This window comes from Streptomyces sp. NPDC053427, assembly GCF_044544985.1.
In the GTDB taxonomy this organism is placed as follows: domain Bacteria; phylum Actinomycetota; class Actinomycetes; order Streptomycetales; family Streptomycetaceae; genus Streptomyces.
This window is the reverse complement of sequence record NZ_JBITYA010000011.1, coordinates 335,368-353,015: the sequence shown is the minus strand read 5'-3', so window position 1 is coordinate 353,015 and position 17,648 is coordinate 335,368. Positions and strand designations below refer to the sequence as shown.

10 protein-coding genes are annotated in these 17,648 nt (G+C 71.5%); 6 read left to right on the top strand and 4 right to left on the bottom strand.

Annotated features, from left to right (window positions below):
- Window positions 1–12: 12 nt before the first annotated feature.
- Together ACIGWZ_RS29835 and ACIGWZ_RS29830 are read right to left on the bottom strand one after the other, a co-directional pair.
- Window positions 13–2,358 carry an FHA domain-containing protein gene (locus ACIGWZ_RS29835; protein ID WP_400069804.1) on the bottom strand — a complete coding sequence of 782 codons (2,346 nt, stop codon included), beginning with the start codon at window positions 2,356–2,358 and terminating at the stop codon, window positions 13–15.
- Between the two features lie 76 nt (window positions 2,359–2,434).
- Window positions 2,435–3,535: an oxygenase MpaB family protein gene (locus ACIGWZ_RS29830; RefSeq protein ID WP_400069803.1), complete on the bottom strand. Its 1,101-nt coding sequence runs from the start codon at window positions 3,533–3,535 to the stop codon at window positions 2,435–2,437.
- Between the two features lie 473 nt (window positions 3,536–4,008).
- Here ACIGWZ_RS29830 and ACIGWZ_RS29825 point away from each other — a divergent pair, with 473 nt between their 5' ends.
- A complete protein-coding gene (locus ACIGWZ_RS29825) occupies window positions 4,009–5,457 on the top strand; it encodes a nucleobase:cation symporter-2 family protein (RefSeq protein ID WP_400069802.1) in 1,449 nt (482 codons plus the stop codon).
- Between the two features lie 81 nt (window positions 5,458–5,538).
- Here ACIGWZ_RS29825 and ACIGWZ_RS29820 read toward each other — a convergent pair whose 3' ends face one another.
- Window positions 5,539–6,261 (bottom strand): transcriptional regulator, encoded by a 723-nt coding sequence (locus ACIGWZ_RS29820; protein ID WP_400069801.1) that lies wholly within the window; start codon window positions 6,259–6,261, stop codon window positions 5,539–5,541.
- 775 nt (window positions 6,262–7,036) lie between these two features.
- Between ACIGWZ_RS29820 and ACIGWZ_RS29815 the strand changes: the two genes are divergently transcribed.
- The 3 genes from ACIGWZ_RS29815 to ACIGWZ_RS29805 all read left to right on the top strand — a co-directional run bounded on the left by ACIGWZ_RS29815 (window position 7,037) and on the right by ACIGWZ_RS29805 (window position 11,437).
- The gene (locus ACIGWZ_RS29815; protein WP_400069800.1) at window positions 7,037–9,466 is read left to right on the top strand and encodes a glycosyltransferase; all 2,430 of its coding nucleotides are present in this window, start codon (window positions 7,037–7,039) and stop codon (window positions 9,464–9,466) included.
- Window positions 9,463–10,695 carry an acyltransferase family protein gene (locus ACIGWZ_RS29810; protein WP_400069799.1) on the top strand — a complete coding sequence of 411 codons (1,233 nt, stop codon included), beginning with the start codon at window positions 9,463–9,465 and terminating at the stop codon, window positions 10,693–10,695. Before ACIGWZ_RS29815 ends, ACIGWZ_RS29810 begins: the two co-directional genes overlap by 4 nt.
- A 244-nt stretch (window positions 10,696–10,939) precedes the next feature.
- Window positions 10,940–11,437 (top strand): hypothetical protein, encoded by a 498-nt coding sequence (locus tag ACIGWZ_RS29805; protein WP_400069798.1) that lies wholly within the window; start codon window positions 10,940–10,942, stop codon window positions 11,435–11,437.
- A gap of 60 nt (window positions 11,438–11,497) precedes the next feature.
- Here the strand turns inward: ACIGWZ_RS29805 and ACIGWZ_RS29800 are convergent, their stop codons facing one another.
- A complete protein-coding gene (locus tag ACIGWZ_RS29800; protein ID WP_400069797.1) occupies window positions 11,498–14,410 on the bottom strand; it encodes a SpoIIE family protein phosphatase in 2,913 nt (970 codons plus the stop codon).
- Window positions 14,411–14,817: 407 nt separating this feature from the next.
- Here ACIGWZ_RS29800 and ACIGWZ_RS29795 point away from each other — a divergent pair, with 407 nt between their 5' ends.
- Together ACIGWZ_RS29795 and ACIGWZ_RS29790 are read left to right on the top strand one after the other, a co-directional pair.
- Window positions 14,818–16,200 carry a family 2B encapsulin nanocompartment shell protein gene (locus ACIGWZ_RS29795; protein ID WP_400069796.1) on the top strand — a complete coding sequence of 461 codons (1,383 nt, stop codon included), beginning with the start codon at window positions 14,818–14,820 and terminating at the stop codon, window positions 16,198–16,200.
- Complete coding sequence (locus ACIGWZ_RS29790) at window positions 16,187–17,530, top strand: SufS family cysteine desulfurase (RefSeq protein WP_400069795.1); 1,344 nt, start codon at window positions 16,187–16,189, stop codon at window positions 17,528–17,530. Before ACIGWZ_RS29795 ends, ACIGWZ_RS29790 begins: the two co-directional genes overlap by 14 nt.
- Window positions 17,531–17,648: the final 118 nt, after the last annotated feature.

The following is a 17,648-nucleotide window of genomic DNA, read 5'->3' as shown; positions in this document are numbered from 1 at the left end:
GGCTCCTCGACGCTACTTGCGCATGATCTCGGGCTCACGCCGCCGCAGCAGCTTGGTGACCAGGAACCCCAGGACGAGGGAGAGCACGATCAGCATGCCCATGTTGAGCAGCCAGATCCCCGGCCGGTGCTGGAACAGCGGATCGGCGGTGATGGGTGTCGGCAGCAGCCGGTGCAGATCGACGGTGCCCCCCATCGCGCCGAGCGCCCACCGGGACGGCACCAGCCAGGCCACCTGCTCCAGTCCCGGCACCCCGTGCAGTTTCAGCAGCGCGCCGCAGAGCACGACCTGCACGATCGCGAGGAGGACCAGCAGCGGCATGGTGACCTCCTCCTTGCGCACCAGCGCGGACACGAAGAGGCCGAGCATCATCGCCGTGAACGCCAACAGCGCCACGGCGAGGATGATTTCGACAAGGGGCGGCATCAACACCCCCTTGCCTCCGGGCGCATTGAGCCGGACGCCGAACAGTCCCACCAGGGTCAGCACCACGGCCTGTACGACCGTGACGGCGCCCAGCACCAGCACCTTGGACATCAGATACGCCGAGCGGGACAGGCCGACGGCTCTCTCCCGCTGATAGATCGTCCGTTCCTTGACCAGCTCGCGGACGGCATTGGCGGCGCCGGTCAGCACCGCGCCGACGCACAGGATCAGCAGCCCGTTGAGCGCCGATTCCCGGGTGAAGCTGCTGCCGGCCAAGGCATGCGCCAGCGCGCCCATCACGAACGGCAGCGCGACCATGATGATCAGGAACGTGCGGTCGGCGCTCAGCACCGCCGCATACCGCCGTACCAGCGTGCGCAGTTGGCTGCCCCAGCTCTGCGCCTTGTGCGCGGCCACCGAACCCCGCGGGGCCTCGGGCGCGTGCGGCGGCTGCCGGGAGTCGGAAGAGATGTAGTGCCGGTACGGCGTCGAGGCGCGGTACTGCCCCGCCCAGTCCCGTGCGGTGTCCGCCTCGAAGGCCTCGAACGCCTCCGGCCACTGCGTGAACCCGAAGAACGGCAGCGCCTCGGCCGGCGGTCCGTAGTACGCGATCTTCCCGCCCGGTGCGAGGACCAGCAGCCGGTCGCAGACATCCAGGCTCAGCACGCTGTGCGTGACGACGATGACGGTACGGCCGTCGTCGGCCAGGCCGCGCAGCATATGCATCACCGAGCGGTCCATACCGGGGTCGAGCCCGGAGGTCGGCTCGTCGAGGAAGAGCAGCGACGGCTTGGTCAGCAGCTCGAGGGCGACGCTCACCCGCTTGCGCTGGCCGCCGGAGAGGCTGTGGATCGGCTGGTCGGCCCGCTGGTCCAGGCCGAGTTCATGGATGACCTCGTCGACCCGGGCCAGCCGCTCGGCCTTCGCGGTGTCCTCCGGGAAGCGCAGCCTGGCGGCGTAGCCGAGGGCCCGGCGCACGGTGAGCTGGGAGTGCAGGATGTCGTCCTGCGGGACGAGTCCGATGCGCTGGCGCAGCTCGGCGTAGTCGCGGTAGAGGTCCCGGCCGTCGTAGAGGACCGAGCCGTCGTCCGCGGGCCGCAGTCCGGTCAGCGCGTTGAGCAGCGTCGACTTGCCCGCCCCGCTGGGCCCGACCACCGCGACCAGCGACTTCTCACCGACGGGGAAGGAAACGTGGTCCAGCAGTGTCCTGCGCCCCTTGTCGACCCGGACGGCCAGGTCCTGGACGTCCAGCGAGACCTCACCGGTGTCGACGAACTCCTGCAGTTCCTCGCCGACGAGCGCGAACGCGGAGTGGCCGATGCCGATGATGTCGCCGGGGACGACCATGGCGCGGGTGACCGGCTGGCCGTTGAGGTAGGTGCCGTTGTGGCTGCCCAGGTCGACGATTTCGTAGCCGTCGGGTCCGGCGCGCAGCTCCGCGTGCCGCCGGGAGACGGCGAGATCGTCGACCACCAGGTCGTTGCCGGGCGCGCGGCCGATCCGGGTGGTTCTGGCGGCGGCGGGCAGCGGCCGTACGGAACTGGGCCGGCGGAAGGTGTGGGTGCCGGCGGGATGCGAGACGGCGGAGGGCCGCCGGGAGGCCGTGGTGGGCCGCGGCACCCCGCGCAGCACCGCGCTCGGCCCGTCGGCGGGATTGCCGAACCGGATCACGCTTCCCGGCCCGACGTCGCAGTGCTCCACCCGCCGCCCGTCCGCGTAGGTGCCGTTGGTGCTGTGCTCGTCCTCGACCATCCAGTGGCCGTCGGTGGTCCGCAGCACCGCGTGGTGCCAGGAGACCCGCGCGTCGTTCAGGACGACTTCGCCGGCGGGGTCGCGGCCCACGTGGTAGGTCCGGTGCGGATCCATCATCACCGTGCCGCCGCCGGCCTCGACAACGAGTTCCGGCGCGGTGGCATCCGGGCGCTTGGCCATAACTGGATTTTACGGCGAGGGGACGGTCCCCGCCTGTTCGCGAGGACCGTCCCACCCTATAAAGCCGCAGGTCACGCTACTTCTTGTCGATGCGGTCGGTCATCGCCGGCTCGGTCTCCTGGCCCTCGGTGAAGGCCTTGCGGGCGATGGCCTCGACGGCCTTGCTCAGCTCGCCGAGCACGGGCCTGACGACGAGGTTGTCGCCGGCCGGGCTGCTGGAGAACAGCGAGGTCGCCACGGAGACGGCGTTGGCGCCGAAGTCGTAGGCGGAGCGCGGGACATTGACCATGTCCGCGTACTTGTCGGACAGCGCCAGCCGCAGGAAGGCGGGCACCGCGTCCTTCATGCCGGGCGGTACGTACGACTGGTAGAGCGTGATGCACTCGGCGGTCAGGATGATGCCCTCGTCGCTGCCGGCCCACTCGGTGTCGCGGCCGGCGTCCCAGAGCTCATGGGCGTGCCGGGCGCTCTCGGGCAGCACCTCGTCGGGCACGCCCAGGAAGTGGGCGATGATCGCCCAGGCGTAGCAGAAGCCGTCCGCCTCGCGCTCGCTGATGTTCTTGATGCCGATGCGCTCGAAGGCGTCCAGGATTCCGGCGGAGAAGACCAGTGCCGCGCCGCCGGTGTAGAACTGCGAGACCGGCGTGCCGTCGTTCGCGTGGTCCCACGTCCCCGAGCGCTCGTGCAGCACGCGGATCGCGGAGTGGACCAGGCGCACCTTCTGGCAGGTGGGGATGAGCTTGGAGTGCTCGGTGAAGGCGTCCTCGTCCGCCATACCCATGAACAGCCGGGTGGACTGCGACAGTCGGCGGTGCGGCTGGTCGAGTTCATGCGTGGAATGCAGGGTCTTGGCGCCGACCGGGGACAGATACGTGCCCACCAGCCCGGCGGTGGCCTGGAGGGCCGCGGCCTCCGCCTTGTGGTGCCGGAAGAATTCCGCGGTGTGCTTCAGGCGGGACGGCTCGACCCAGTCCGGCATCCGCTTGGTGGACTCGAAGTAGTCCCGCAGCTCGGGCGGGCATTCGGCGGGCGGCGACTGGTCGGCGGTGGAGATCTTCTTGAACAGCTCATTGACGCTGTCGATCCGGTTCGCGTCGAGCAGCTCCTTGACGACCTCGTCGGCGACGGGGTCGCCCTGCTGCTTCAGCGGCAGATAGTCCTGGAACGTGACGGTCATGGAGGGAATGCCTCACTTCGTTGCGTGGATGTGCGGGCACGGGCGGACGCCGCGCTCCAGCCCTTCCGGGAGCGGCCCACGCGCCCCTGTGTTCCATGCCTGACCTGGCACTTCGCTAGGCTCCCCCATGCGAGCTAGCCAGGTGTGCGCCCGGCGCGCGCACGGCCCATCCACGCGCCCGTCCCGTACGCCGACGGTGGTGACCGCCGGTTACTCGCGAGGAATGCCCCAGGTCAACTAAGGTGAGCGCTCCGATTGGCCCCACCTGCAAATTCCATGGAAATAACGGAATTTGCCCGGCCGATCGAAGGAAGTCCTGTCGAACCGGGACACAATGCGCAGCGCAGGGCTACGTGGTGTCGGCAACACCGCTCAACGTCGGCTTTGTAGGACCCAGCCGGTCCCGTCATGCCACCGGACATGCCGGAGCCGGTTCCCTTCTTATTCACCTACCTCGTGAAGGCAAGGCAGAGATGGCACGATCCTCCCGACAATCCTCCCCGCAGTTCTCCGGCCAGAGGACGCACCCCGTCGACGAGGTGCTCCCCGTCGGCAAACTCACGCTCTACGGTTTTCAGCACGTCCTCGCCTTCTATGCCGCGGCCGTCATCGTCCCCATTCTCGTCGGCAATGCCCTGGGTCTGAGCCACGAGGAACTCGTCTACCTGATCAATGCGGACCTGCTGACCTGCGGTATCGCCTCCATCATCCAGGCCTTCGGCGTCTGGAAGATCGGCGCCAAGCTGCCGCTCGTACAGGGCGTCACCTTCACCGCGGTTTCCCCGATGATCGCCATCGGCACGGGTGCGGGCGGCGGCGTCGCCGGACTGCTCGTCGTCTACGGCGCGGTCATCACCGCGGGTATCGCGACATTCCTGTTCGCGCCGTTCTTCAGCAAGCTGGTGAAGTATTTCCCGCCGGTCGTCATCGGCACGATCCTCACCATTATCGGTCTCACCCTGATACCCCAGGGGCTCCAGGACGCGGCCGGCGGTGCGCAGTTGATCGGGCACCCCGAATACGGCTCGGGCAAGAACCTCGCCTACGCCCTGGGCACCCTGCTGTTCATTCTCGCCGTGGTCCGCCTCGGAAAGCCGTACCTGAGCAGCCTGGCCGTGCTGCTCGGCCTGATCGGCGGCACCGGGGTCGCCTGGTGCTTCGGCGATGTCGACTTCAGTGCGGTGGGGAATGCCGAATGGTTCGGCGTCAGCACCCCGTTCCATTACGGATTGCCGAAGTTCGAGCTGTTCCCGATCATCGCCATGGTCGTCGTCATGCTGATCACGATGGTGGAAACCACCGGAGACGTGTACGCGATCGGGGAGATCACCCGCAAAAGGGTCGACAACACCACCGTCGCCAATGCCCTGCGCGCGGACGGTGTCGCCACCGTTCTCGGCGGGGTGCTCAACTCCTTTCCGTACGTGGCATTTGCCGAGAACATCGGCCTGGTGCGGATGTCGCGGGTGATGAGCCGCTTCGTGGTGGTCGCCGCGGGTGTCTTCATGATCGCTCTGGGGCTGCTGCCCAAGGTCGGCAGCGTGGTCGCCGTGATCCCGCACCCCGTGCTCGGCGGCGCGGCCATCTCGATGTTCGGCATGGTCGCCACGGTCGGCATCCAGATCCTGGGCAAGGTCGATCTGCGCGAGGAGCGCAACGCCCTGATCCTGGCCGTCAGCCTCGGTGCCGGACTGCTGCCGTCCGCGGTCGCGCCGTTCTTCGACCGGATGCCGGACGATGTGAAGGCGATCCTCGACAGCGGGATCACGCTGGGCGGCCTGACCGCCATCGTGCTCAACCTGTTCTTCAACGTCTTCACCGGCCGCAAGTCGATGGAGATCGACTGGGACGACGTCGAGTCCGACGGGGACGGCGAGCCGGCGGATCCGCAGGGACCGCCCATGGGATTCCCCGCACGCTGAGCCACGCCGCCGGACGCGGGCCGCACGGCCGCCCGCGTCCGGCGCCTTCAGTGCGTCATCGCCGCACCCGGCACGCCGGGTTCAGTGCGACACCGAGTTGAACGGCGGCGCCTCACCGGCCTCGCCGATCAGCTCCCAGAAGTGGTCGACGAGCCGCCGCAGATACGCCGAGCGCTCGGCCGCCACCTCCTTGAGCCGGGCGTCGTCGTTACGGGCCACCACATGCCCCATGTAGCGCTCGGCGAACTCCGCGAACTCCGCATGCATCGTGCGCAGCGCATCGCTCACCCGGGTCTTGTTCAGCGTGGTGATCTCCATGATCGGAGAGACATGCGTCTTCCAGCGTCCGTCGATGGCGGCGCGCAGATGCCCGGCCAGGTCGTCGATCCGCCCCATCACCCCGATCAGCTTCCGCAGCGACAGACCCAGGGCGTCCACCAGCGCCTTGGTCTGCCGGTAGTCGCCGGTCCAGCGCTGCTCGGCCTCCGCCTGCCGGTAGGCGTGCGGGTCCATGCCGATCAGCTGCGCCAGCCGCTCCACGCTCAGCTGCCGGGCCATCCGGTGCTCGGCCAGGGTCCGGGGCTCGAGGCCCATCAGGACCGTCGGCGCGCACCACAGGACGTCGGCCAGCGCGAAGAGCTGCGGCTCCGTCGGTACTTGGGAGCCGTACTCCCAGGCCTCGATCAGCTCGGGGCGGGCCGGCGCGCCGCACGCCGTCATGGACTGGGCGACCTGAGCGGTGGTCAGGCCCACCCGGGCCCGCGCGGCACGGGCTTCGGAGGGGGAAAACGGTGTGCTGTACACGTGCGGGACACCTCGCTGCACCCGTGGGCGGAGGGGTGCTTGGGGGGCGGGAGATGGAGGAACATCCAGGGGCGGGCAGATTAACAGATGGTCCAGAAGTACGAACCTACAGTGCTCTTTCGCTCTGAAGGTGCCGGGGTGCTTGCGGAGAGTGGGGGATGAGTTGCGCCTTATCGTCCGATATCGCTCATCAACTTCCTTACCGTGTATAGCCGATGCACTGGTGCGTACCGGACGGTAGCGCTCATCGAGACCGGTAAGACGACGGGACGTAATAAGAGCGTTACGTGGATGAAGGTGCGGCGTCACAGTGATCGTCGAGGCTGGCGTTGCCGACGGGCCCGCCGAGCGGGAGCCTTCGGTGCACCACCGACATCCGGTCCTCCCCCACAATCCGATCAGGATGGGACCCTTCATATGCGATCACTGCTGGAATGCGCTCGCGCATTCCCCGGCTCGACAGCCGTGCGTCCTGACGAGACAGGCCGATCCACGGAGAGACAGCCGCTGACGGCGCTCGCGAAAGCCCTGCTTGTCATGCATCTGGCAGGCCTGACGACGCTGCCCCGCGCTCTCCCCTCATGACGCCCGCGCCCCCGCGCGCCCCTCGCTGACCGCCGGGTGATTCCCCACATCCCCCGGCGGCACGCCACGGCCGCGGCCCGGCCGGCGTCATCGACGCCCTCGCGCCCCGTGCCGCCCCGGTCCGAACCGCCCTCCTCCGGGCGCCCGGACCGGCTTCGGCATGCCTCGTTGCAAGAAAGGACCCCACCAGGTGCTCACTTCGCACCCCACAGGACCCCAGGGCTCACCCACGGCCCTGCTCGGCGACACCGACGGCACCACGTACCCCCGTGACTCCACCGCCGCCGGCCCCGAGGCCGCACCCCGACCCGCCGGCCATGTGCTGGTCGTCGGCACGCCGGGGCCACGACGGGAGCGGCTCACCCGGAGCCTGCGCGCCACCGGACACGACGTCAGCCACGCCCCGCCCGGCGAGGTCAACCGCCGCGTCGGTCAGGCACCCCCCGACGTCATCGTCGCCCTCGACGAACGGCACGAACCGGCGGACGGGGGCGACGGGGGTGCACAGCCCGCCCACCGCCCCGGACTCGAGGTCATCCGCGAGGTCCGTACCGTCCCCGCAGGACAGGCGCTGCCGCTCCTGATGATCACCGCCGGCCGCGAGCCCGCCGGCGTCGTCGACATGCTGCGCCAGGGGGCCGACGACTGCATACCCGAGGCCTCCGACCCGGTCGAACTCTCCGCCCGGATCGAGGCGAAACTGCGCCGCGTCCCCGTCCCGGTCGAGCAGCTCCTCCAGGACCCGCGCACCGGCCTCTACTCCCACCCGCACTTCCTGGACGAACTCGACCGGGAACTCCAGCGGCCCGCGGCCGGCCGGCAAGGCGGCGTCCTCGCCGTCGTCGCCGTCGCGGAGTTGAGCGCCCTGGAAGCCCGGCTCGGTCCCCGGGTACGCCGCGAGGTCGCCGAGCGGCTGGCCGGCGTGGCGGAGCGGCTGGGCAGCTTCTGCGACCGGCTCGGCCGGCACGACGACGGCCTGCTGCTGATGCTGCTGCCCGGCGTCGACGAGGAGACGGCCCGTCAGGGCCTGCAGAAGTTCGCCACCACCGTGGCCGGCACCCGCTTCATCGTGGCCGACGAGAACGTCCGCCTCACCCCGGCGGTCGGCTGGCTCCCGCTGACCGAGTGCGACGCCGGCACCCAGGCCCTGGAAAAGGCCCGCGACGCGGCGGTCGAGGCGCTGCGCCACCGGGACCTGCGCCCGGTCCGCTACGCCCCCTGGATGCGCCCCGCCCCGCACCGCCACCGGCGCCGCCCGCTCGGCTCCCTGATCCGCCCCGCGCTCGCCTCGCTCTCCCCGGTCCTGGCGCTGCTGCTCGGCGTCGGCGTCCCGTTCGTGCTCTACCGGCAGACCTACCAACTGGGCTGGGACCTCGGCTCGGCGATGTACTGGGTGGTGGTGGCCGGACTCGTCCTCTCCGCCCTGCTCATCGTTCTCGAGTGCCTCTATGCGCTCGACTCCACCGACCGTCCCGAACGGCCCGGCGCGCCGTACCCGCCCGCCAGCGCCGTCATCGCCGCGTACCTCCCCAATGAGGCCGCGACCCTCGTCGACACCGTCGAGTCGTTCCTCCGCCTCGACTACCCGGGCGAGCTCGAGATCGTCCTCGCGTACAACACCCCGCACCCGCTGCCCGTGGAGGACACCCTCCGCGAGATGGCGGCCCGCGACCCCCGTCTGGTGCTGCTCCCGGTCGCCGGCTCCACCTCCAAGGCGCAGAACATCAACGCCGCCGTCACCCGCATCCGCGGCGAGTTCGTCGGCATCTTCGACGCCGACCACCACCCCGTGCCGACCGCCTTCCAGGACGCCTGGCACTGGCTGTCCAACGGGTACGACGTCGTCCAGGGCCACTGCGTCATCCGCAACGGCGACAGCTCCCGCGTCGCCCGGCTGGTGGCCGTCGAGTTCGAGGCGATCTACGCGGTCAGCCACCCCGGCCGCACCCGGCTCTACGGCTTCGGCGTCTTCGGCGGCTCCAACGGCTTCTGGCGCACGGACCTGCTCGCGCGCACCCGGATGCACGGCTCGATGCTGACCGAGGACATCGACTCCACCCTCCGCGCCCTGAAAGGAGGCGCCCGCTTCGCCGTCGACCGCACCCTCATCTCCCGCGAACTGGCCCCCACCACCCTCAAGTCCCTGTGGAACCAGCGCTCCCGCTGGGCCCAGGGCTGGCTCCAGGTCTCGCTCAAACACCTCTGGCAGGGCCTGCGGTCACCGGTCTTCACGGCCCGTCAGAAGCTGGGACTGCTGGTGCTGCTCGGCTGGCGCGAGGTGCAGCCCTGGCTGACGCTCCAGATCCTGCCCATCCTGCTCTACTCGGCCTGGCGCAGCGGCGGCTTCGACCGCCTCGACTGGGCGGTACCGGTGTGCGTCCTCGCGATGCTGTTCACCCTGGCGGCCGGCCCCGTCCAGGCCCTCTTCGCCTGGCGCCTGGCCGTCCCCGAACTGCGCAACCGCCGCGCCTGGTTCTGGTCGTACTTCGTCGTCTCGACCTTCTTCTACAGCCACTTCAAGAACATGGTGGCCCGGCAGGCCCATCTGAAGGAGGCGCTGGGCGACCGGCAGTGGCGGGTCACCCCGCGGGCCGCGGCGAAGGCGGTGGCCCGCCGATGACAGCGACCGCCACGCTCACCCCCGGGCCCGTCCCGGCCCTCGAACCGCCCGAGGGCGCCCCGGCCCGCAGCCGGGCCCGCGACATCGACGGCTTCCGCGGATTCGCCGCACTCAGCACGGTCGTCTTCCACGTCTGGCAGCAGTACTTCCGCTACGACGCCCACGGCAGCCACCCGCCCGTCGACAACCCCTTCGTCGGGGCCGCCTTCTCCTTCGAGGTCATCGACCTCTTCTTCGTGCTCTCCGCGTACCTGCTGACCCTCTCGTACGCGCGGGCCGCCCTCGACGGCCGTTCGGTCCGCCCGGCCAAGGTGTTCCTCTTCCGGCGCGCGATCCGGATCCTGCCGCTGTACCTGCTGGCGGTCCTGGTCGTCTGGGCCAGTCGCAACCCCACCCTGCCGGGCAACTGGCGGGACCTGGTCGAGCACCTCACCTTCACCCATGTCTTCGACGGCCGGCGGATCTTCTACACCCTGGGCCCCACCTGGTCGCTGTCCCTGGAGGTGATGTTCTACGTCGTCCTCGTCGCGCTCGGCCCCCTCGCCGTAAGGGCCTGCCGGACGCTGCGCCGCCGCGGCTCCCGGGTGGCTCTGTGCGCGGGCGGCTGTGTGCTGCTGTACGCCGCGCCGCTCGCCTGGATCGCCGTCGCGCACTACGTCGTCGGCGTTCCGTACACCGACTGGGCCGTCTACTTCGGCCCGCAGGCCCGGTTCGGCGGCTTCGCGGCCGGCATGGGCCTGGCCGTACTGACCGTCGCCCTCGGCCCACGGGGCCGGCTCGCCCCGCGCGCGGCGCTGCCCCTGTGCGCCCTCGCCCTCGCCGGCCTCTACGGCCTCTCCCTGTTCTCCGCCCCGGAGAACGCCGCCTTCACCTTCTACCACCCGCTCGCCTCCGTGCTGTGGATCGTGCTGCTCTTCGGCACCCTCCACATCCGCCGGCCCACCTTCTGGAACCGCCTGCTGACGGCCCGTTGGGCGGCCGCCGCCGGACTGATCAGCTACAGCCTGTTCATCTGGCACGAGCCGGTCATGCTCGTGCTGCACGACGCCGGCCTGCTGCCCACCGGCCGGTCCGGCTTTCTGCCGGCCATCGTGATCGTCCTGCTCGCGGCCGTCCCCGTGGCCGCGGCCAGCTACTGGCTGATCGAATATCCGGCGAGCCTGCTGGGCCGGCTCAAGGACGGGAGCGGGCGGCCGCGGGAGTTCTATCCGCGGACGGCGGCCCGGTAAGGGCCCGTGGCCGATCCGCCCGATACGGCGCCGGAGAGCAGCGCATCGCCCGCCGCTCTCCGGCGCCGTGGCCGGGGGCGGCCGGGGCAGCGGCACCGGAGCGGTGCGCGGGGCACGTCAGGGTGGCATCAGGAAGCGCCCGCCGCCCGTATCGGTGGCGTCAAGGGCCCTGCCGCGCGCCCGCCACGGGCGGCAGCCTGGCGTCAGGGGGCCGTCCGACAGGGCCGCACGCAGGAGGTTTGCGATGGCCGCCACGCAGCACCCGATACCGTCGATCGTCCCGTCGGCCCGCCGCATCCCGTACGGCGTACCGCTGCTCCGCCCGCGTGCCGCACCCCGGACGCCGCCGGTCCCCAGCCTCGCGCGCGACCTCGCCCTCCCGGTCGGCGCCGTCGGCGCGGCGCTGCTGGTGGCCGCCCTGCTGCTGACCGGCGAGCAGACCCACGCCTCGCTCGCCCTGGGCGTCTTCGCCCTGCTGACCCTGGCGGTGACGGCGCTGGCGCGACCCCGGCCGGTGCCCGTCATCGTCCTCGTCTGCTGGATGTTCTTCGACGGGTTCGTGGTCAACGGGCAGGCGCAACTGCGCTGGCAACCGGCCGACCGGACCGGCCTGTTGGTGCTCGCCGCCGCGGGACTCGCGGGCGCCGGCAGCGCGGCCGCGGTGCGCGGCGTCCGTCGCCACTTCGCGCACTGCGCCCCGGACCGGAGCACTCCCTCGACGGACGGGCGGCGGGGCGGCTGAGGCTCCTCCGCCGGCGCCGTCAGCGCCGTCAGCTCCGCGACGCGACGGCCGCCGCCTTCGTCACAGCGCCGGTTCGTCCCACTGGTCCAGGAGGGCGTCGGTGAGGTCGGGGCCCGGTACCCGGTCGCCGTCGTCCAGCGACTGTTCGGTCCAGATGACCTTGCCGCCGGGTGTGTACCGGGTGCCCCAGCGCTCGGCGAACTGGGCGACGAGGAACAGGCCGCGGCCCCCCTCGTCGGTGGTGGCGGCGCGGCGCAGATGCGGGGAGGCGTTGGTCCCGTCGGAGACCTCGCAGATCAGCGAGCGGTCGTGGAGCAGGCGCACCCGGATGGGCTGGGTGCCGTAGCGGATGGCGTTGGTGAGCAGCTCGCTGAGGATCAGTTCGGTGGTGAAGCCGATGTCCGACAGCCCCCAGGACTCCAGCGTGCGGGTGCATCCGGTGCGTACGGGGGAGACCGCGGCGGGGTCGGAGGGGACGTTCCACTCGGCGATCCGGTCGGGCTCCAGCAACCGGGTGCGGGCCACCAGCAGGGCGATGTCGTCGCTGGGACGCTCGGGCAGCACCGCTTCGAGGACGGCCGCGCAGGTCTCCTCCGGGGTGCGGTCCGCACCGGTGGCCAGGGCGCCGCGCAGCAGCGCCAGACCGGTGTCGATGTCGCGGTCGCGGGCCTCGACGAGGCCGTCGGTGTACAGCACCAGCCGGGAGCCCTCCGGCAGCGGGAGCTCCGCCGTCTCCACGGGCACGCTGCCGCCCAGGCCCAGGGGCGGCGAGACGGGGACGTCGGGGAAGGAGACGGTGCCGTCGGGGCGGACCAGCGCGGGCCCGGGATGGCCGGCCCGCGCCAGGGTGGCCCGGCCGGTGACCGGGTCGTAGATGGCGTACAGGCAGGTGGCACCGGTGATGGCGGCGCCGTTGCCCTCGCGCGTCTCGTCGGCGTCGATATGGGCGACCAGCTCGTCCAGATGACCGAGGAGTTCGTCGGGCGGCAGGTCGAGGGCGGAGAAGTTGTGGACGGCGGTGCGCAGCCGGCCCATGGTGGCGGCGGCGTGCAGCCCGTGCCCGACGACGTCGCCGACGACGAGGGCGACCCGGGCGCCGGGCAGCGGGATGAGGTCGAACCAGTCGCCGCCGACCCCCGCCCGCGCGGGCAGATAGCGGAACGCCACGTCCAGCGCGGACTGCTCGGGCAGCGTCTGCGGCAGCAGGCGGCGCTGCAGGGCGACGGCGGTGGCGTGCTCGCGGGTGTAGCGGCGGGCGTTGTCGAGGGAGACCGCGGCCCGCGCGCCCAGCTCCTCGGCGAACGACAGATCCTCCTCCTCGAACGGCCCGGAGGCCTCGCCGCGCCAGAAGTTGGCCAGGCCGAGGACGGCGCCCCGGGCCCGTAGCGGGACGCTGATCAGGGAGCGGATGCCCTGGTCCAGGACCCGCTGGGTCGCCTCGGGGTCCTGCGCCCGCCAGCCGTCCGCCGTCCGCAGGTCGCGTTCGAGGACCGGGCGGTTGGTCTCGGGGAGCGAGCGGCCGATGTCGATGTCGAGGGCCGAGTAGTCGGGGTCCGGTTCGCCGGCGGCGGGCGCGGCCGGCCGGCGGCTGCGCGGGGAGGGCGGGTCGCCCGCCGTCTCCGCGGTCATGGACGCGGTCGGCAGCGACGTGATCAGCTCGGTCGCCGGGTGGCGGGGCGCGTCCTGCCGGGCCGCCCCGCTGACGGCCATCCGCCGCAGCGCGGTGGTCCCCCACGGCGGCTCGGCGCCGTGCAGCACCGGCTCCAGCAGTTCCACGGTGACGACATCGGCGAACCGTGGCACCGCGACATCGGCCAGCTCCTCGGCGGTACGCGTCACATCCAGCGTGGTGCCGATGCGCATCCCGGTGTCGTACAGCAGCTTGAGCCGTTCCTGGGCCACTTCCGCCTTGCCCGCCAGCGCCCGCAGCTCGGTGGAGTCCCGTAGCGTGACGGCGGTTCCGGCCGGCCCGCCGTACGGGGCGGTCTCGCGCACATTCACCGCCAGCAGCCGGTCGCCGGCCCGGTGCACCTCGTCGGTGAGCGTCCGCCCGGAGGCCAGCAGCGCGCCCATCCGCGGCTCCAGGCCCAGGTCGGCGACGTGGTGCCCTTCGGCGTCCGCGGGCAGGTCCAGCAGTCGCCGCGCCTCGTCGTTGCACAGCAGCAGCCGCCCGTCGCTCCCGATGATGAGCACGCCCTCCCGTACGGCATGCAGCACCGCGTCGTGGTGGTCGTACATCCGGCGCATCTCGGCCGGGTCCAGGCCGTGCGTCTGCCGCCGCAGCCGGCGTTTCATCAGCGCGACCCCGCCCGTGCCCAGCAGCAGCACGCCGGCCGCGGAGCCGAGGAGCAGCGGCAGTTGCCCCCTCACCTGCTGGTCGGTGTGGTGGACCGTGATCGAGACCGTGACCAGCCCGACGACCTTGCCGCCTGCGTCCTTGACGGGGACGGTGGTGTTCACGGCGGGGCCGAGGGTGGTGGTGAACGTCTCGGTGCGGCTCGTGTCGCTGGGCTCCGCGACGTGGCCGGGGAGGTGCTTGCCGATCAGGCGCGGGTCCCGGTGCGTCCAGCGGATCCCCTGCGGGCTGTACGCGACGATGAGGTCCACCCCGGAGGCCTTCCGGGCCGCCTCGGCCTGCGGTTGCAGCAGCGCGCTGGGGCGGTCGGACTGCATGGCGGCCAGCGTCCCCGGTGCATGGGCGAAGGTCTCGGCGCCGACGACCGAGCGCTGACGGGCCTCCTCCAGGACCGCGCCCCGGGCCTGGAGGACGAGGGCGACGACGGCCGCGACGACGAGCAGCACCACCAGCCCCAGCTGCAGCACGAACACCTGGCCCGCGACGGTGTGCACGCTCAGCAGGGAGCGCAGGTACCGGGCGGGGGAGCGAAGGCGCCGCTCCGGGGAGGGAGGCGGCGATGCCTGGGCCCCGACGCCCTCCCGCCCGGCGCCCGATTGCCCAAAATGTCCCGTCATGTCCCCTGTCTGGCACTGCCCGCCGCCCCGAGGCGACCACCGACGTGAGGGAGGGCGCACGGGGGGTGGCATGGAGCACTCATGGAGGCTCATAAGTCCCTCTTTGTAATTGCCAAAGCGCGCTTATGAGGGTAAATCAGGTCGCCTCTCGCCTACGCAGAGGCGTTTCCGGACGCGCCGGAACGGAGATTCCGGTAGCTCCGCTCGTGGTGGCGGGCATGCCGCACGCGGTAGTCGCACGCATATGCGGAATCGTCGATTCGAAGGACCGGGCGTTTCCGGCCGCGGCCCGGCGAACGGTTCCTTGCGGGGGGCACATTCCGCCCGCACGATCGCAACCGTTCCCATGTCGTGAACGGCCGTGCGCCGGCCGTCCGGCATGCCGGCATGTCCTCAAGGAGGTCCCCGTGAACGATCGGATGAGTCTCGCCCCGGATGCCGCACGGCAGCTCGCGACCACCACCAAGACCAGCCCCCAGATGCGCGGCATCACCCCGCGCTACCTCCTGCGCGCCCTGCCCTGGGTGGACGTCGAATCGGGCGTCTTCCGCGTCAACCGCCGCCGCACCTACGTCCTCGGCGACGACCGCATCAGCACCCACACCGATCAGGGATCGCCTCGCATCATCCCCGGCGACCTGCGAGAACTGCCGTATCTGCGGGACGCCGACGACGCGCTGCTGGCCGAACTCGCGGGCGCCTTCACGGAGGTCACCTTCGAGTCCGGGCAGATGCTGGCCCAGGACGGCGACGCCCACGACCGGCTGTGGGTGCTCGTCCAGGGCCGGGCCGAGAAGCGGGTCAGCGGCCGGTACGGCGAGGACGCGGTGCTCGAAGTGATCGGCGACGGCCAGTTCTTCGACCTCGACGCCTGGACCCGCGCCGAAGCCATGCCGTACCGCGTCCGGGCGCTCACCCCCGGCGTGGCGCTGTGCGTCGAACGCAGCGTGCTCGCCGGGCTCTGCGACCGCGACGCGGGCTTACGGGGCGCGATGGACGCCTACCTCGCCACGGACGGGGTGCTGCCGGGCGCCGAGGTACCCGTCGACCTGACCGCCGGTCACGTCGGCGAACCCGACCTCCCGGGCACCTTCGTCGACTACGAGGACACCCCCCGCGAGTACCACATGACCCTCGCCCAGACCGTGCTGCGCGTGCACACCCGGGTCGCCGACCTCTACAACGGGCCCATCGACCAGACCCGGGCCCAGTCCACTCTCACCGTCCACGCGCTGCGCGAGCGCCAGGAGGCCTCGCTGCTCAACCACCCGGAATTCGGGCTCTTCCACAATGTCGCCCCGGGCCAGCGCGTACAGGCCCGCACCGGCTCGCCGACCCCGGACGACCTCGACGAACTGCTGACGCGGGTCTGGAAGCAGCCCGGTTACTTCGTCGCCCACCCCAGGGCCATCGCCGCGTTCGGCCGGGAATGTACCCGCCGGGGCGTGCCCCCGGTGATCGACAACCGCTTCGGCAGCCCGCTGCTGACCTGGCGCGGCGTCCCGCTGCTCCCCTCCGACAAGGTGCGATTCTCCGGCCGGGCGGGCATCGGTACGACCGAGATCCTGCTGATGCGCGTCGGCGAGGCCGAACAGGGCGTCATCGGGCTGCGCCCCGCGAAGATCGCGGACGAGGTCGAACCCGGCCTGGCGATGCGGAACATGGGCGTCGACCAGAAGGGCATCACCTCGTATCTGATGACGGCGTACTTCAACAGCGCGGTGCTCGTGGAGGACGCGCTGGCGGTGCTCCAGAACGTCGAGGTGTCCAACTACCATGACTATTCCTGACGTTGAGCGGTCGGCGCGGCCGGTGACGGACACCGACCCGCCGGCGGCGGCCGGGGCCGTCCCGGCGGTCGGCCCCGCCGTCCCGGCCCAGGGGGCGCCCCGCCGGCCCGGCGGCTTCGCCCCCGAGGACGCCCGCCGCGACATCCCGATCCTGCACCGCACCGTGAACGGCCACCCCCTGGTCTGGCTGGACAACGGCGCCACCACCCAGAAGCCGCGCCAGGTCATCGAGGCGCTCTCCGGCTTCTACGGCGCGGCCAACTCCAACATCCACCGCGGCGCGCACACCATGGCGCGGGAAGCCACCGAGGCGTACGAGGCGGGCCGGGCGGCGGTCGCCCGGTTCCTGGGTGCCCCGTCCCCGGACGACATCGTCTTCGTCCGCGGCACCACCGAGGCGATCAACCTCGTCGCCCAGAGCTGGGGACGGGGCAACCTCGGCCCCGGCGACGACATCCTGGTGCCGGTGCTGGAGCACCACTCCAACATCGTCCCCTGGCAGCTGGTCGCCAAGGAGACCCGGGCCCGGGTGGTGCCCGTACCCCTCCGGCCGGACGGCGGGATCGACCTCGACGCCTACGCCGACCTGCTCTCCGTACGCACCCGGCTGGTGGCCGTCAGCCAGGCGTCCAATGTGCTCGGCACCGTCCCGCCGGTACGGGAGATGACCGCACTCGCGCACCGCTACGGAGCCAAGGTGCTGGTCGACGGCGCGCAGGCGGTGGCGCACTTCCCCGTGGACGTCCAGGACCTGGACGCCGACTTCTACGCCTTCTCCGGCCACAAGCTGTTCGCCCCCACCGGCATCGGCGCGCTGTACGCCAAACCGGAGATCCTGCGGGAGATGACGCCGTGGCAGGGCGGCGGCAACATGATCGAGTCGGTGGACTTCACCCGTACCACCTACGCCCCCGTCCCGCACCGGCTGGAAGCCGGTACCGGGCACATCTCCGGCGTGGTCGGCCTGCTGGCCGCGCTCAACTGGCTGACCTCCTTCGACCGGAACGCCATCGCCGCGTACGAAACCTCCCTGATGGCCTACGCCCAGCAGGCCCTGGCCGCGGTGCCGGGACTCGATCTGCTGGGCTCGGCCCCCGACCGGATCGCCGTACTGACCTTCACCCTCGCCGGCCACGACCCCGCCGCGATCGCCGACTGGCTGGACCGCGACGGTATCGCCGTCCGCGCGGGCCACCACTGCGCCCAGCCGGCCCTGGCCCACTACGGACTGGAGAGCGCGGCCCGCGCCTCGCTCGCGCTGTACAACACAGCGGAGGAGGTGGACCAACTGGTGGCGTCGCTAGGGCGGTTGCAGCAGGCCGCTCGATGACGGCCGGGCGTGCGCGCGCGTCCTCCCCGGCGGAGGCCGCGCGCACGCCCCGCACAACGACCCGATGGACGGGACCGGGCAGCAACTCCGCCGCACCACTGAGGGGTTGGGAACATCG

What these genes read in the sequence shown, in the direction of transcription:
- ACIGWZ_RS29805 (WP_400069798.1), top strand. Translation starts at nt 10,940, where the DNA reads ATGGCCGCCACGCAGCACCCGATACCGTCGATCGTCCCGTCGGCCCGC.
- ACIGWZ_RS29825 (WP_400069802.1), top strand. Translation starts at nt 4,009, where the DNA reads ATGGCACGATCCTCCCGACAATCCTCCCCGCAGTTCTCCGGCCAGAGG.
- ACIGWZ_RS29790 (WP_400069795.1), top strand. Translation starts at nt 16,187, where the DNA reads ATGACTATTCCTGACGTTGAGCGGTCGGCGCGGCCGGTGACGGACACC.
- ACIGWZ_RS29810 (WP_400069799.1), top strand. Translation starts at nt 9,463, where the DNA reads ATGACAGCGACCGCCACGCTCACCCCCGGGCCCGTCCCGGCCCTCGAA.
- ACIGWZ_RS29800 (WP_400069797.1), bottom strand. Translation starts at nt 14,410, where the DNA reads ATGACGGGACATTTTGGGCAATCGGGCGCCGGGCGGGAGGGCGTCGGG.
- ACIGWZ_RS29830 (WP_400069803.1), bottom strand. Translation starts at nt 3,535, where the DNA reads ATGACCGTCACGTTCCAGGACTATCTGCCGCTGAAGCAGCAGGGCGAC.
- ACIGWZ_RS29835 (WP_400069804.1), bottom strand. Translation starts at nt 2,358, where the DNA reads ATGGCCAAGCGCCCGGATGCCACCGCGCCGGAACTCGTTGTCGAGGCC.